Annotated in this window: 16 protein-coding genes; 10 read left to right on the forward strand and 6 right to left on the reverse strand. The window is 64.6% G+C overall.

All coding sequences use genetic code 11. The annotated features are described in order from the left end of the window. Positions 1 to 127 precede the first annotated feature (127 nt). The 6 genes from JGU72_RS19435 to JGU72_RS31440 form a co-directional block, all read right to left on the reverse strand. Complete coding sequence (locus JGU72_RS19435; protein WP_199685660.1) at positions 128 to 874, reverse strand: sirohydrochlorin chelatase; 747 nt, start codon at positions 872 to 874, stop codon at positions 128 to 130. A gap of 1 nt (position 875) precedes the next feature. Continuing rightward, positions 876 to 2,168 carry a sulfate adenylyltransferase subunit 1 gene (locus JGU72_RS19440; protein ID WP_199685668.1) on the reverse strand — a complete coding sequence of 431 codons (1,293 nt, stop codon included), beginning with the start codon at positions 2,166 to 2,168 and terminating at the stop codon, positions 876 to 878. 1 nt (position 2,169) lies between these two features. Continuing rightward, the gene (gene cysD, locus JGU72_RS19445; protein ID WP_199685670.1) at positions 2,170 to 3,111 is read right to left on the reverse strand and encodes a sulfate adenylyltransferase subunit CysD; all 942 of its coding nucleotides are present in this window, start codon (positions 3,109 to 3,111) and stop codon (positions 2,170 to 2,172) included. Beyond that, a complete protein-coding gene (locus JGU72_RS19450; RefSeq protein ID WP_199686095.1) occupies positions 3,108 to 3,824 on the reverse strand; it encodes a phosphoadenylyl-sulfate reductase in 717 nt (238 codons plus the stop codon). Before JGU72_RS19450 ends, cysD begins: the two co-directional genes overlap by 4 nt. A 26-nt stretch (positions 3,825 to 3,850) precedes the next feature. Continuing rightward, a complete protein-coding gene (locus JGU72_RS19455; RefSeq protein ID WP_199685672.1) occupies positions 3,851 to 5,650 on the reverse strand; it encodes a nitrite/sulfite reductase in 1,800 nt (599 codons plus the stop codon). A gap of 115 nt (positions 5,651 to 5,765) precedes the next feature. Then, the gene (locus JGU72_RS31440) at positions 5,766 to 5,867 is read right to left on the reverse strand and encodes an Ms4527A family Cys-rich leader peptide (RefSeq protein ID WP_374101131.1); all 102 of its coding nucleotides are present in this window, start codon (positions 5,865 to 5,867) and stop codon (positions 5,766 to 5,768) included. Between the two features lie 180 nt (positions 5,868 to 6,047). On the opposite strand from JGU72_RS31440, the gene JGU72_RS19460 reads away from it, so the two are divergent. The 10 genes from JGU72_RS19460 to era all read left to right on the forward strand — a co-directional run bounded on the left by JGU72_RS19460 (position 6,048) and on the right by era (position 15,175). Beyond that, the gene (locus JGU72_RS19460; RefSeq protein WP_199685674.1) at positions 6,048 to 6,401 is read left to right on the forward strand and encodes a hypothetical protein; all 354 of its coding nucleotides are present in this window, start codon (positions 6,048 to 6,050) and stop codon (positions 6,399 to 6,401) included. A 14-nt stretch (positions 6,402 to 6,415) separates the two neighbouring features. Further along, positions 6,416 to 7,618 carry a radical SAM family heme chaperone HemW gene (hemW, locus tag JGU72_RS19465; protein ID WP_199685676.1) on the forward strand — a complete coding sequence of 401 codons (1,203 nt, stop codon included), beginning with the start codon at positions 6,416 to 6,418 and terminating at the stop codon, positions 7,616 to 7,618. Positions 7,619 to 7,721: 103 nt separating this feature from the next. Next, the gene (hrcA, locus tag JGU72_RS19470; RefSeq protein ID WP_199685678.1) at positions 7,722 to 8,765 is read left to right on the forward strand and encodes a heat-inducible transcriptional repressor HrcA; all 1,044 of its coding nucleotides are present in this window, start codon (positions 7,722 to 7,724) and stop codon (positions 8,763 to 8,765) included. A 41-nt stretch (positions 8,766 to 8,806) separates the two neighbouring features. After that, positions 8,807 to 9,958: a molecular chaperone DnaJ gene (gene dnaJ, locus JGU72_RS19475; protein ID WP_199685679.1), complete on the forward strand. Its 1,152-nt coding sequence runs from the start codon at positions 8,807 to 8,809 to the stop codon at positions 9,956 to 9,958. Between the two features lie 29 nt (positions 9,959 to 9,987). Beyond that, positions 9,988 to 10,749, forward strand: coding sequence for a 16S rRNA (uracil(1498)-N(3))-methyltransferase (locus tag JGU72_RS19480; protein ID WP_199685680.1), 762 nt, complete (start codon positions 9,988 to 9,990; stop codon positions 10,747 to 10,749). A 184-nt stretch (positions 10,750 to 10,933) separates the two neighbouring features. Then, positions 10,934 to 11,971 carry a PhoH family protein gene (locus tag JGU72_RS19485; RefSeq protein ID WP_199686096.1) on the forward strand — a complete coding sequence of 346 codons (1,038 nt, stop codon included), beginning with the start codon at positions 10,934 to 10,936 and terminating at the stop codon, positions 11,969 to 11,971. Between the two features lie 37 nt (positions 11,972 to 12,008). Beyond that, positions 12,009 to 12,542, forward strand: coding sequence for an rRNA maturation RNase YbeY (gene ybeY, locus JGU72_RS19490; protein WP_199685681.1), 534 nt, complete (start codon positions 12,009 to 12,011; stop codon positions 12,540 to 12,542). A gap of 72 nt (positions 12,543 to 12,614) precedes the next feature. After that, the gene (locus JGU72_RS19495; RefSeq protein ID WP_307828519.1) at positions 12,615 to 13,931 is read left to right on the forward strand and encodes a hemolysin family protein; all 1,317 of its coding nucleotides are present in this window, start codon (positions 12,615 to 12,617) and stop codon (positions 13,929 to 13,931) included. Beyond that, the gene (locus tag JGU72_RS19500) at positions 13,924 to 14,274 is read left to right on the forward strand and encodes a cytidine deaminase (RefSeq protein WP_199685684.1); all 351 of its coding nucleotides are present in this window, start codon (positions 13,924 to 13,926) and stop codon (positions 14,272 to 14,274) included. The genes JGU72_RS19495 and JGU72_RS19500 overlap by 8 nt, the downstream gene beginning before the upstream one ends. After that, on the forward strand, positions 14,267 to 15,175 hold the full coding sequence (gene era, locus JGU72_RS19505) for a GTPase Era (protein ID WP_199685692.1): 909 nt from the start codon (positions 14,267 to 14,269) through the stop codon (positions 15,173 to 15,175). The genes JGU72_RS19500 and era overlap by 8 nt, the downstream gene beginning before the upstream one ends. The last annotated feature ends 3 nt before the right edge of the window (positions 15,176 to 15,178 follow it).

Here is a 15,178-nt window from a genome sequence, read left to right on the forward strand (position 1 = left end):
TAACTCCGACGAGTGCGTACATTACGGGCAAATGGGCGACTGACCTAGACCTTCGATCAAGCGTTTTCTTAAGTTATCGGCAGTTTCGGACGCTCATTCCGCACGTTGTGTGCGCATATCCCGAACTCTACGCGGCAATAGTGATCGTGCACGTCGATAGGTACCTGTCGAGAACAACATCGGTCAAAAAGGCGTGGTCGCCGATGGTCGCGGCGTGCCGGACATGCTGGGCGGACGCTTCGACGCGGTCGGTGAGCAGGCCGGGTGCGAGAAACCACGGCGCGACGACGATCCGACTCGCCCGACGCGTGCGCAGACGTGAAATTGCAAGTGTGACACTGGGTTCGGTTGTTGCGAAGCAGATATCGGCGTGCCACGAAGTGCCACGGACGACGGCAGCGGTGACCGCGGCGGTCCGGATGTTGGCGGTCGCCGACGACGATCCGACCGCGGCAACCGCGACTCCGACGCTGGGGTCGGAAGCGGACACGCCGGTATCGAGAATGCGCGACCGAACGGCCGCAGCGAGCCGGTCGTCGGTGCCGAGCACCTCTGCCTGGGCAATTTCCAGTCGCGGATGGCGATCTCGCGCCGCGTCCAATATTCCGGGCAGGTCGACGCGCGCATGAAAGGCACTGCCGAGTAAGAGTGGAACAACAACGGCCGACCGGTATCCGTCAGCCGCAACACCGGCTATTACCTGCTCGACGGATGGTGCATTCAGATCGAGAAAGCAGAGGCGTATGTCGAGGTCGGGACGGGCCTCGCGAATTCGCGCGACCACGCTCTGCATGGTCGCCGCCGAGCGCGGGTCGCGACTACCGTGCGCGACCGCGATCAGCGGAGGCGAAACCGACCTCGACAGCGCGGTCATGTCAGACCGTGCCAACCTCGACGGCGCTGAGAACGTCACCGATCAGGCCCGCGCCGAGCGTGTTGCCACCCGCGGGGTCGATCAGCAGAAAGCTGCCGGTGTGGCGGTTGACTGCGTAGTTGTCGGCAACGATCGGCTCTGCGACCCGGATCGAGATTCTGCCGATGTCGTTGAGCTCCAATGATTCGGGGTCCGGTTGTGCGACGAGCTTCTGCTCGTCGAAACGCTCGACCAACGAACCGACGATTGCCTGCGTCGTGCGTGTTCCGTGCTTGAGCAGCAAGCGAGCGCCGGGGCGGAGTGGCTTCTCTGCGAGCCAGCACACGGTGGCGTCGAACTCGCCGAGCGGTTCGGGTGCGTCGGCAGGGGAGGCGATCGTATCGCCGCGCGAGATGTCGACGTCGTCGGCGAGCACGAGTGTCACGCTGCGCCCGACCTGCGCCAGTGCCAACTCGCCGTCGGCGGTGTCGATTCGCTCGACCGTGGTCTTGATGCCCGACGGCAGCACGACAACTTCGTCACCGGGTGCGACGGAACCGGCCGCGACCTGTCCCGCATAGCCGCGGTAGTCGGGGTATTCCGCGGTGCGCGGACGGATCACGTACTGCACCGGGAACCGCAGACCGATCGAATGCCGCCCCATACTGTCGGCGTCGACGGGAACGGATTCGAGGTGCTCGATGAGCGACGGGCCGTCGTAGTACGGCGTGTTGGCCGACCGTGATGCGACGTTGTCACCGTGGAGGGCGGAGACCGGGATCTCGAGAACGTCCTCGTCGGACCAGCCCAGCGTGCTCGTCAGATGGTTGAACTCGGCAGAAATGCTGGCGAAGACCTCGGCGGGGTTGTCGACGAGGTCGATCTTGTTCACCGCGAGCACGAGCTTCGGTACGCCGAGCAGAGCGAGAACGGCTGCGTGCCTGCGGGTCTGCTCGATGACACCCTTGCGTGCGTCGACCAGCAGGATGACGAGCTGCGCGGTTGACGCGCCCGACACAGTGTTACGCGTGTACTGAACGTGTCCAGGCGTGTCTGCGAGAACGAAAGATCTTGTCGGCGTTGCGAAGTACCGGTACGCAACGTCGATGGTGATGCCCTGCTCGCGTTCGGCGCGGAGGCCGTCGACGAGAAGCGAGAGGTCCGGAGTCGCGAGACCACGGTCGACCGACGCGCGTGTGACGGCGTCGATCTGATCGGCGAGAACGGACTTCGTGTCGTAGAGCAGTCGACCTACCAGGGTGGACTTGCCGTCGTCGACACTTCCGGCGGTGGCCAGTCGTAGTAGGTCACTCATATCAGAAATAGCCCTCACGCTTTCGGTCTTCCATGGCTGCTTCGGAGACACGGTCATCTCCGCGGGTGGCGCCACGCTCTGTCAGTCGCGACGCGGCGACCTCGGCGAGGATCGCCTCGTTGTCTCCTGCATCGGAAAGGATTGCGCCAGTGCTAGAGCCGTCTCCGACGGTGCGGTAACGCACCGAAAGGGTCTCCAGCAATTCGTTTTCACGTGGTCCGCCCCAGGAGCCGGGCGTCATCCACATGCCGTCGCGCTGGTAGACGGGCCGCTGGTGGGCGTAGTAGATGCTCGCGAGATCGATGTCGTCGCGCGCGATGTAGCGCCAGATGTCGAGCTCGGTCCAGTTGCTGAGCGGGAACACGCGAACGTGCTCGCCCGGAGCGTGCTTGCCGTTGTACAGGTTCCACAGCTCGGGGCGCTGCCGCTTCGGGTCCCACTGGCCGAAGGCGTTGCGCAGCGAGAAGATTCGCTCCTTCGCACGCGAACGTTCCTCGTCGCGACGTCCGCCGCCGAAGACCGCGTCGAACCGGTTGTCGGCAATGGCGTCGAGCAAAGGCACTGTCTGCAAAGGGTTCCGGATGCCGTCGGCGCGTTCGGCCAGGCGACCGTCGGCGAGGTAGTCCTCGACGTTGGCGACGTGCAGACGCAGCCCGTACCGCTCGACGATTTGATCACGGAACTCGAGCACCTCGGGCAGGTTGTGGCCCGTGTCGACGTGCAACAGCGCAAACGGCAGCGGCGCGGGCCAGAATGCCTTGAGCGCCAAATGCAGCAGAACCGTGGAGTCCTTACCGCCCGAGAACAGAATGACCGGACGCTCGAACTCGCCTGCGACCTCACGGAAGATGTGGATTGCCTCGGATTCGAGTGCAGCAAGGGTGTCGAACTCGGGGTCGAGTCCCGCAAGAGCTCTTTCGATCGACGTCGTTTCTGCGGTCATGATGCGTGCAACCCACATTCGGTCTTGGCGAGGCCGGCCCAGCGGCCGCTTCGGGGATCGGCGCCCGGTGCGGGCTTCAATGTGCATGGAGCGCATCCGATGGACGGATACCCCTCGTCGACAAGCGGATTGACGAGTATGCCGTGCTGCTCGATGTAGGTGGTCATGTCATCGTCGGACCAGGCGGCGATCGGATTGATCTTCACGAGACCGAACGCGTCGTCGAACGAGATCAGCGGAGCGTTGGCGCGCGTCGGTGCTTCCACGCGACGGATACCGGTGACCCAGGCGCTGTAGTCCTTCAACGTGTTCTTCAGCGGCACAACTTTTCGCATCCTGCAGCACTCGCCGGGATCGCGGGCGAACAGGTCTTTCCCGAACAACCGGTCCTGCTTCTCGACGCTGTTCTCCGACTTGGCGTTGATGATGTTCACGCCGTAGACGGCCTCGACCGCGTCACGCGTGCCGATTGTTTCGGCGAAGTGATAACCCGTGTCGAGGAAGAGCACGTCGACGCCGGCATGGACCTCAGTCGCAAGGTGCACAAGCACGGCGTCCTGCATATTCGACGCGACGATGAAGTCGGTACCGAAATTGTCTTCGGTCCACTGCAGCAACTCCAGAGCCGAAGCGCCGTCCAGCTCCGCGGCGCCCTTTTCTGCGAGAGACCGCAGGTCGGCCTCGGAAAGCTTCTGGCTCTTCGCTGTAGCCATAGGCCGCTGTTGGCTCTTCGCTTCGCTCATCGCAAGTCCGCCTCGTCTGCCCTTACGGCCCACTGTGCGAACCGTTCGCCTTCGTTGCGATGCTTGATGAAGTTCCGGACCACCCGGTCGATGAAGTCGCCCATCTCGCCGGTGGTCACCTTGTGCTGCCGAAGCTTTCGACCGAAGGCGCTGTCGAAGCCGAGGCTGCCTCCAAGGTGAACCTGAAAACCTTCGACATGATTCCCGGTGCCGTCGTCGACGAGCTGTCCCTTGAATCCGATGTCGGCGATCTGGGACCGCGCGCACGAGTTGGGGCAGCCGTTGATGTTGATCGTCACCGGGACGTCCAGCTGCGTGTTGAGGTCTGCGAGCCGCTCCTCGAGCTCGGGCACGAGAGCCTGTGAGCGCTTGCGGGTTTCGGCGAACGACAGCTTGCAGAACTCGATTCCACTGCACGCCATGAGGTTCTGCCGCCATCGCGAGGGGCGAGCCGGCAGCTCGAGTGCGTCGAGATCGGCGATGAGCTGATCGAGCTTGTCGTCGGCGACGTCGAGAATGATCAGCTTCTGGTACGGCGTGAACCGAATTCGGTCCGACCCGGCTCTCTCGGCGGCCGCTGCGACAGCCAGCAGCTTCGTGCCGGAGACGCGGCCTGCGATCGGTGCGACACCGACCGCGTTGCGGCCGTTCTTCAGCTTCTGGATGCCGACGTGATCGATCGGGCTCGTCGGCTTTTCAGGAGCGGGTCCGTCGATGAGCTTGCGCTTCAGGTACTCGGTTTCGAGCACCTCGCGGAACTTCTCGATGCCCCAGTCTTTGACGAGGAACTTCAGGCGCGCCTTGGCGCGCAGGCGACGGTAGCCGTAATCGCGGAAAAGCGAGACCACTGCTTCCCAGACATCCGGAACCTCGTCGAGCGGGATCCAGGCACCGACGCGCTGGGCCATCATCGGGTTCACCGAGAGGCCGCCGCCGACCCAGAGGTCGAGACCCGGTCCGTGCTCGGGATGGTTGACGCCGATGAAGGCAACGTCGTTGACCTCGTGGACCACGTCCTGCTGGCCGGAGATCGCGGTCTTGAACTTGCGGGGGAGGTTCGAGTACTCCTTCTTGCCGATGTAGCGGCGCACGATCTCGTCGATCGCGGGAGTGGGGTCGAGGAGCTCCGTCAGCGATTCGCCTGCCAGGGGAGACCCGAGCACGACGCGCGGGCAGTCGCCGCAGGCTTCGGTGGTCTTGAGGCCGACGCTTTCGATACGACGCCAGATCTCCGGGACGTTCTCGACCTCGATCCAGTGGTACTGGACGTTCTCGCGGTCGGAGAGGTCGGCGGTGTCGCGAGCGAAGTCGACCGAGATCTGGCCGAGAGTCCGCAACTGTTCGACGTTGAGCGCACCGGCATCGCACCGGATACGCATCATGAAGTACTTGGCCTCGAGGAGGTCGATGTTCTCGTCGCCGGTCCACGTGCCGTCGTAGCCCTGCTCACGCTGGGTGTAGAGCCCCCACCAGCGGAAGCGGCCGCGAAGGTCGCCCTTGTCGATGCTGTCGAAACCGTTCTTCGAGTAGATGTGCTCGATGCGGTCGCGCACGTTGAGCGGGTTGTCGTCCTTCTTGGCCTGCTCGTTCGGGTTGAGCGGCTCGCGGTACCCGAGCGCCCACTGGCCTTCGCCACGCCGCTTGGCGGGACGGGCGGTGCGCTCGCGGGGCGCGGCCGAGACCTCGCGGCGCGGGCGATCGGCGCGGACGCGCCGCTCCGAAGCGGGCTTGTCGGGCCTGGTGTGGTGACCAGGTGTTGGACCGGCGGTGCTCTCCGTCTCCGGTGCACTCGTCATAGGGTCACTCCTGCAAATCGGGATTCGCACGCGCGGTGAGGGCGCGGGGCTGAGACGCGCTGTTCTACAACCGCAGCCTGCGGAAAGTCTGGGGTGAAGCGATGGGCTGGCTGGTCTAGCAGAGGCTCGAAGGCAGACAGCAGGAGCTGCACACACGCTTGAAGTCGACATGGCGACGCGCCACGAGTCGCACTCCAGCTCCAGTCATGCGCTCCATTCTGCCACGTCAAAGTGGCCGAACCGACCATCGGACGAGATTTCCCCGAATTTTGGGGGAAATCACACAGGGCGCACAGGCTGGAACTCACAGCAAACCCGGAGGTTGATGCCAGTCCGATCGCAGACTCTGCTCTTACGTTTGTCCGGTAGGTCGGATTTTCCAACGAAGGGAACAGCTGTGGCAGAAGACAATCGGACGGACGAACAGGCGTCGCCGGACGAGCCCAAGCAACCGGCACCGGTCGTCGCGCAGTCCGGTCGCTGGCATGCCTCGCGGGCTGTGCAGATCGTGGTCGCGGTTCTCGCAGCAATCGTCATCGGGGGCGTGGGCTTCGCAGCGGGACTGGCGGCGGGTGGCCACGATCATGACCGCCACGGACCGCACATCCGGATGATTCACGACGAAATGGGTCCGGGGATGCCGTTCGGCGGCGAAATGCGGCGCGGACCGATGCAGGGCGACAACGCCCCGCCGCCGCAACCGCCGTCGCCGTCGCCGTCGACGCCCGCAAACCCGGCACCTTCACCTTGAGCGACAATAGTTAGGTGAATTCCGCGCAAACCGTAAATTTCGGACTGTCGAGTGCCGCGCTGGAAGGCGTTGGGACCCGACCGTTCGGGATTTACATCCATGTGCCGTTCTGCGCCACCCGCTGCGGCTACTGCGATTTCAACACCTACACGGCCGGTGAACTGGGCAGCTCCGCGTCTCCGCAATCGTGGCTCGAAGCCATGGCGCGAGAGCTGGAATTGGCCGCCGACCTGCTGGCGCAGTCGCCCGGTGGAATCCCGCGGGCAAACACCGTTTTCATCGGTGGCGGCACGCCTTCTCTGCTCGGCGGGCTGATGCTCGGACGCGTTCTGGACCTCGTGCGCAACACGTTCGGGCTGGCACCGGACGCGGAAATCACGACGGAATCGAACCCGGAGTCGACCTCGCCCGAGTTTTTCGGCGACCTCCTTGCCGCGGGATTCACGCGCCTGTCATTGGGGATGCAGTCCGCGGTACCGCACGTTCTCGCCACGCTCGATCGAGTTCACACGCCGGGTCGGGCGCAGACGTCCGTGGCAGAAGCGCGTCGCGCCGGCTTCGAGCACGTCAACCTGGACCTCATCTACGGCACCCCCGGCGAGCGGGACGAAGACCTCGACACCTCACTCGAAGCCGTCGTATCGGCCGGTGTGGACCACGTGTCGGCGTACGCGCTCATCGTCGAGGACGGGACCGCGCTTTCTCGCCGAATCCGGCGCGGAGAGCTGTCGATGCCCGACGACGATGTCCTTGCGGACCGCTACGTACGGGTCGACAACGCGCTCTCGAAGGCCGGGTTCACCTGGTACGAGGTGTCCAACTGGGCAAAGACCGACAGCGGCCGTTGTCGCCACAATCTCGGCTATTGGGACGGCGGCGACTGGTGGGGTGCGGGTCCGGGAGCGCACAGTCACATCGGCGGGGTCCGCTGGTGGAACCTGAAGCACCCGGCGCGTTACGCGGACGTGCTCGCACAAGCGACATTGCCGGTCGGCGGTGTCGAAACTCTCACCGCAGTGGAACAGCACACCGAACGGGTCATGCTGACCACGCGCCTCGCAACCGGCATTCCGGTCGGCGCGCTGGCCGAGAGCGAGCGGGCGGCAGCAGCTTCCGCGGTCACCGACGGTCTGTTGTCCGCGACGGGTGACCGGTTCGTTCTGACCGACCGTGGCCGGCTACTCGCCGACGGCGTGATCCGATCGATCCTCGCCTGAACGGTGATTTCTCCCCGCCCGGAGCGTGACGCGCGCAGGACGGCCTGACCCGCAACTACACTGGACCTTCTCGAGGTCATGTGGAGCGTGGGGAGGTGTATCTGTGTCGACTGCGGAAGACCGGCGGTTCGAAGTACTGCGCGCGATCGTTGCCGATTACGTGTCCACGAAAGAGCCGGTCGGTTCGAAGGTTCTGGTCGAACGCCACAACCTCGGCGTCTCCAGCGCGACTGTCCGCAACGACATGGCAGTGCTGGAGGCCGAGGGGTACATCACCCAGCCGCACACCAGTTCCGGGCGGGTACCGACCGACAAGGGCTACCGGCAGTTCGTCGATCGAATCGCCGAGGTCAAGCCGCTGTCGGCGGCTGAGCGACGGGCAATTCTCGAGGTTCTGGAGCACGGTGTAGACCTCGACGACGTCTTGCGCCGTGGTGTCCGGCTGCTTGCGCAGCTGACGAGGCAGGTTGCGATCGTGCAGTATCCGACGCTGTCGGTGTCATCGGTGCGGCATCTCGAGGTCGTCGCACTCAACCCCGCACGACTGCTGCTGGTCCTGATCACCGACTCCGGGCGCGTCGATCAGCGCATAGTCGAACTGGGCGACGTGATCACCGATGTCGAGCTTTCGGAGATGCGGGCGCTCCTCGGCGCTGCATTGGAAGGCAAGCGGCTTGCGGCTGCGTCGACGGCGGTCGCGGAACTGGCCGAGAACGTGCCACAGAACCTGCGCAATCCGATCACTCGGGCAGCCACGGTACTGATCGAGAGCCTCGTCGAGCATCCCGAAGAGCGGCTCGTGCTCGGTGGCACGGCGAACTTGACGCGCAACGCCGCTGACTTCGCCGGCGTGAACGGCTTCCCGGGATCGCTGCGATCGGTGCTCGAAGCACTCGAAGAGCAGGTGGTGGTCTTGAAGCTGATCGCTGCCGCGCAGCATCCAGGCCAGGTCACGGTACAGATCGGTGAGGAAACTCAGGTCGAGCAGATGCGCGGAACCTCGGTCGTTTCGACCGGATACGGATCAGCTGGGACAATATTGGGTGGAATGGGAGTTCTCGGGCCGACTCGAATGGATTACCCGGGAACAATTGCTTCGGTAGCGGCGGTTGCGAGATACATCGGAGAGGTGCTCGCCGAGCGGTAGGCGACCGGGCAATTCGAAACTGACAGGACGAGAGATTCAACGTGGCACGCGATTATTACGGCACGCTCGGTGTCGGCCAGAAGGCGACCGACCAGGAACTCAAACGGGCTTACCGCAAGCTCGCTCGTGAACTCCACCCGGACGTCAACCCGGACGAAGCGGCACAAGTGCGCTTCCGCGAGATTTCGACGGCGTACGAGGTGCTCTCCGATCCGGAGAAGCGCCGCGTCGTCGATCTCGGCGGCGACCCACTCGAGTCGGGTGGCGGCGGTGCAGGTTTTTCCGGCGCCGGTTTCGGTGGTCTGGGCGACGTCTTCGAGGCCTTCTTCGGTGGCGGTGCGACAGCAGGCGGTACCCGCCGGGCGCGTGGCCGCGTGCAGCCGGGTGCGTCGTCACTGCTGCGAACGAAGCTGACTCTCGAGGAGTGCGCGCGGGGCATCACGAAGCACATCACGGTCGAGACAGCGATCCTGTGCGACTCGTGTATCGGTGCGGGCACCAACGGCGACTCCAAGCCGACGCGCTGCGAAACCTGCCGTGGCATGGGCGAAGTGCAGTCGGTGCAGCGGTCGTTCCTCGGCCAGGTCATGACGTCGCGCCCCTGCCCGACCTGCCGCGGTGCCGGTGAGGTCATTCCGGATCCCTGCCACAAGTGTGGTGGCGACGGCCGCGTCCGCGCCCGTCGCGAGATCGCCGCACGAATCCCTGCGGGTGTCGGAAACGGCATGCGCGTGCGGCTTGCAAGTCAGGGCGAGGTCGGCCCCGGCGGCGGTCCAGCGGGCGATCTGCATGTCGAGATCGTCGAGCAGGCGCACGACGTATTCGTCCGTGACGGCGACGATCTGCACTGCACGATCCGGGTGCCGATGGTCGATGCGGCGCTCGGCACGACGGTCGTCATCGAGACGATTCTCGATGGACCGATCGAGTTGACGGTGGACCCCGGAACGCAGCCAGGAGCGGTTTCGACCGTTCGCGGGCAGGGCATGCCGAAGCTTCGAGCAGCCGCGCGCGGCGATCTGCACGCACATCTCGAGGTCGTTGTGCCGGCTCGGCTGGACTCCAAACAGGCCGATCTGCTGCGTGACTACAAGGGCTTGCGGGATCGCGAGCGGGCTGAGGTAGTTTCGTCGCACTCGGCGACGCCCGGCGGGCTTTTCTCCCGGCTACGTTCGACGTTCAGCGGTCGCTGACCCGAGCCGAGAGCGGATACAACAGCACAGTGGCTGCCACAGTCTTCTATCTCGATCCGCTGCCGGAAACCGGGGAAATCGCGGTTCTCGACGGTGACGAGGGTCATCATGCCGCGACGGTCGTTCGTACTCGCGTCGGTGAGCACTTGACGCTGTCCGACGGCAAGGGTGGTGTCGCCGAGGCGAAAGTCGTTGGTGCCGAGCGTGATCGACTCGAACTCGAGGTCACGTCGCGGCGGCGCGCCACGCCACAGCATCCGACCGTGACGCTGGTTCAGGCCCTGCCGAAATCGGATCGGTCCGAACTCGCGGTCGAGCTGGCGACCGAGGCGGGCATCGACGCGATCGTGCCGTGGCAAGCGTCCCGCTGTGTCGCGAAGTGGGAGGGCCCCAAGGCGAAGAAGGGCGTCACGAAGTGGCGTTCGGCAGTTCGCGCCGCCGCGAGGCAGTCGCGCCGAGCATTCATTCCGCCAGTGGCGGAACTGCACGACACGAAGGCGGTCGAGGCACTGATCGGCGAAGCAGTCCAGCGCGGTGCCCTCGTCGTCGCACTCCACGAATCGGCGATCATGCCGTTCGGCAAGCTTCTGCTCGGCGCGGCCGAGGAGGTCGTGCTGATCGTCGGACCCGAGGGTGGCCTGGCCGACGAAGAACTCGCGCGGCTCACCAATGCCGGGGCGGCGACCGCCCTGCTCGGCCCGACCGTACTGCGAACCTCGACCGCTGCGGCCGTCGCCCTCGGAGCGCTCGGCGCACTCACGAAGCGCTGGGATTCTTCGCCACTGCACTGACGTCGGTCCCGAGATTTGCGGCGCCGCAAATTAACCGTTCGGCGGTCGAAAGCCGCGAGGGCTAGAATTCGAAGCACAAGTTGACGAGAACCTGAAAGAAGGCCATAGCGACCACGTGACAGCACAAAGCGACGGTGTGCGCGGTTCCTCGGTTCCAGATTCGCTCCGGCCCGATGCGGCTGGAATACCCCAAGCTCCTGCCGCGCGGACGGTCCGCTCCGGTATCGAGCTTGCCCCCGAAGCCGTGTTTCCATTTCTTGGTTCCGCAGATGTCAACCTGCGTCAGCTCGAGCGCCTCCTGGACGCAGACATTCATGTGCGCGGCAACGCGATCACACTCACCGGTAAACCGGCCGAGGTTGCGCTCGCCGAACGCGTCATCGAGCAATTGGTGGCGCTGGTCGGGCGCGGTCAGTCGATCTCACCCGAGACCGTCCGGCACACGTATTCGATGCTGACGCAGGGTGTTTCGGAGTCCCCGGCGGAGGTGCTCAGCCTCGACATCCTGTCTCGCCGCGGCAAGACCATCCGCCCGAAGACGCTGAATCAGAAGCGCTACGTCGACGCGATCGATGCCAACACGATCGTCTTCGGCATCGGTCCGGCGGGTACCGGCAAGACGTACCTGGCGATGGCGAAAGCCGTGCAGGCACTCCAAGCGAAGCAGGTGACGAGGATCATCCTGACGCGCCCGGCCGTCGAAGCGGGGGAGCGGCTCGGCTTCCTGCCGGGCACGCTGAACGAGAAGATCGATCCTTACCTGCGGCCGCTCTACGACGCGCTGCACGACATGATGGATCCGGAAGCGATTCCGAAGCTCATGGCTGCGGGCGTCATCGAGGTTGCGCCGCTCGCGTACATGCGTGGTCGCACACTCAACGACGCATTCATCGTGCTGGACGAAGCCCAGAACACAACTGCCGAGCAGATGAAGATGTTCCTGACCCGGCTCGGCTTCGGCTCGAAGATCGTGGTGACGGGTGACGTCACACAGGTCGACCTGCCCGGAGGCGCCCGCTCCGGACTCCGTGCGGCCAGCGAGATTCTCACAGACATCGATGACATCTACTTTGCGGAGCTGACCAGCAGCGACGTGGTCCGGCACCGGTTGGTTTCGGACATCGTGGATGCGTACGAGCGTTTCGAGGCCGATCCGGACCGGACGAGCCTCGGCAATCGTGCCCAGCGTCGCGCAGGTCACGCTCGCTCCGCCCGCCGTTGATGCAGGCAGCGGGTCTGTCGGCCGTTAGGGTTGACGGATGAGCATCGAAGTCTCCAATGAATCGGGAATGGACGTTTCCGAGGAGGATCTGATCAGCGTCGCGCGTTTCGCGATTGCGCGGATGAACGTGCATCCGGCCGCTGAGCTGTCGATGGTGCTTGTCGACCTGGACACGATGGCCGATCTGCATGTGCGCTGGATGGACCTGCCCGGTCCGACAGACGTCATGTCGTTTCCGATGGACGAGCTCGAGCCGGGCGGCCGACCGGACAGCCCGATGCCCGGACCTGCCATGCTCGGGGACATCGTGCTCTGCCCGGCGTTCGCGGCGACGCAGGCAAAGAAGGCCGGCCACTCGCTCGCTCACGAACTTGCCTTGCTGACTGTCCACGGCGTCCTGCACCTGCTCGGTTTCGACCACGCTGAGCCGGACGAGGAGAAGGAGATGTTCGAACTGCAGAACTCTCTTCTCGCGGAATGGCTCGAATTGCGCAGGCAGGCGCGCCGCGAGGCGCAACTGGCCGAGCGTGACAGGCGTCTGCTCGGTAAGGCTGGATTCTTCGATGCTTAGGCGGCTGCGCCGCCTGTGCGCGCTTAGCGAGTCCGTGGACTCTCCAACCGCGCACGGGTGCCGGAGGAGCCGGTGACCCTGCTCGTCCTGGCAATCCTGCTCGTGCCGATCGGCGGGTTGTTCGCAGCGGTCGATTCCGCGCTCAACACGATCTCGATTGCGCGAGTCGAGGAAATCGGTCGCAACGGTCGGCCGGGTGCGGCCACACTGGGTCGGGTCGTGTCCGATCGGCCGCGCTACATCAACCTCATGGTGCTGCTCCGCATCCTGTGCGAGATCGCGTCGACGGTATTGCTTGCTGGTGCGCTCATCCAGTTCCTCGGCACCGAGCGCGCTCTCTTCCTCACAGTGGCCGTGATGGTGCTCGTCAACTACATGGTGATCGGTGTCGGTCCCCGAACGCTCGGCCGCCAGCACGCCTACACCATTGCGCTCGCCGCGGCAGTGCCCCTGCAGGCCATCGGCGTATTGCTGAGCCCGCTCAGCCGCCTGCTCATCCTGATCGGTAACGCGATCACGCCTGGTAAGGGCTTTCGCAACGGTCCGTTCGCATCTGAAATCGAACTTCGCGAGATCGTCGACATGGCGCAAGAACGCGGCGTGGTCGCCGCCGACGAACGCCGGATGATCCAGTCCGTCTTCGAACTCGGCGATACCGCGGCACGCGCCGTCATGGTTCCGCGCACCGAGATGGTGTGGATCGAGGCCGACAAGACGATCGGCCAAACGATCTCGCTTGCGGTTCGCAGCGGTCATTCGCGAATCCCGGTCATCGGCGAGAACGTCGACGACGTGCTCGGCGTCGTCTACCTCAAAGATCTGGTGCAGCGCACGAACACATCGTCGGGACGCGATCGCGACGCAGTGGTCGCCGAAGTGATGCGGCCCGCGGTGTTCGTTCCCGACTCGAAGCCGTTGGACACCCTGCTCGCCGAAATGCAAAGGGACCGTAACCACATGGCGTTGCTGGTCGACGAATACGGCGGCATCGCGGGACTGGTCACCATCGAGGACGTGCTCGAGGAAATCGTCGGCGAGATTGCCGACGAATACGACACCGACGAGACGCCGCCGATCGAAGACCTCGGCAACGGCAAATACCGTGTGTCCGCCCGACTTTCGGTCGACGATCTCGGCGAGATTTTCGATGTCGAGATCGAGGACGACGACGTCGAGACGGTCGGCGGGCTGATGGGACATGTCCTCGGCCGCGTGCCACTGCCTGGCTCGAAGGTGGTGAGCCACGGCTTGGTCCTTCGTGGTGAGGGCGGCGCGGACGCACGTGGCAGAGTGCGTGTGAACACCGTTCTGGTCCGCCGCGCACCGGCGAAGAAGTCCAAGGAAAACAAAGAAACGCAAGAAGCCGCCGAGGAGGCAGTGAATGACTGAGCTCGATCCGGAGGACGCGAAGCTCGTCATCCTCGCACGTGGCGCCATGGGACGCGCTGGCAGCACGAAGGGTGCCGCCGTCCGTGACAGCGACGGCAGAACCTATGCGGCAGGCGAGGTTTCCCTGCAGTCCCTGACCCTCACCGCCATGCAAGCAGCCGTTGCGGCGGCAATCTCCAGTGGTGCCGCGGGATTCGAGGCCGGTGTCGTGGTCGGTGGAAGCGCCGATTCCGACGAGCCCGGTTTCGCGGCGCTGTCGGAAGTCAGTCCGTCGGCGGCGCTCATCGTGACGCGCCGCGACGGCACCGAGCCGGTAGTCGTGGGCGGCGAATCTCGTGGCTGAATTCCGTTCCGGTTTCGTCTGTTTCGTCGGTCGCCCCAACACCGGCAAGTCGACGCTGACGAATGCGCTCGTCGGATCCAAGATCGCGATCACGTCGTCGCGTCCGCAGACGACGCGGCACACGATTCGCGGCATCGTGCACCGCGAGAACAGTCAGTTGATCCTCGTCGACACACCTGGTTTGCACAGGCCGCGGACTCTGCTCGGGCAGCGGCTCAACGACCTTGTGCGAGATACGTATTCAGAAGTCGACGTCATCGCTATCTGCATTCCCGCCAACGAGAAGATCGGACCGGGGGACCGGTGGATTCTCGAGCAGGTCCGGCAACTCGCACCGAAGACAACGGTCATCGGCGTCGTCACGAAAATCGACACCGTCGGAAAGGGGCAGCTCGCACCGCAGCTCATGGCAGTCTCGAAGTTGCTCGGACCCGCGTGCGAGATCGTCCCCGTTTCGGCAAAGAAGGGCGAGCAAGTCGAGGTGCTCGTCAACGTGCTCGCAGCTGCGATGCCCGAAGGACCCGCCTTCTACCCCGACGGCGACCTCACCGATGAGCCCGAAGAAACACTGATGGCGGAACTTATTCGTGAGGCTGCGCTCGAAGGCCTCGGCGATGAACTCCCGCACTCGCTCGCTGTCGTCATCGAAGAAATCGTCGAGCGCGAGAGCATCGGTGACAACCCGCCGATGCTCGACGTTCACGCGCTGCTGTACGTCGAAAGGTCCAGCCAGAAGGGCATCATCATCGGCAAGGGTGGTGCCCGCCTGCGCGAGGTGGGCACCGCGTCGCGGCACCAGATCGAAAAGCTGCTCGGCACCAAGATCTTTCTCGAACTCCATGTGAAGGTCGCAAAGGACTGGCAGCGCGATCCGAAGCAGCTCGGGCGGCTGGGCTTCTAGGCG

Source organism: Antrihabitans auranticaus (assembly GCF_016481275.1).
Lineage (GTDB): Bacteria > Actinomycetota > Actinomycetes > Mycobacteriales > Mycobacteriaceae > Antrihabitans.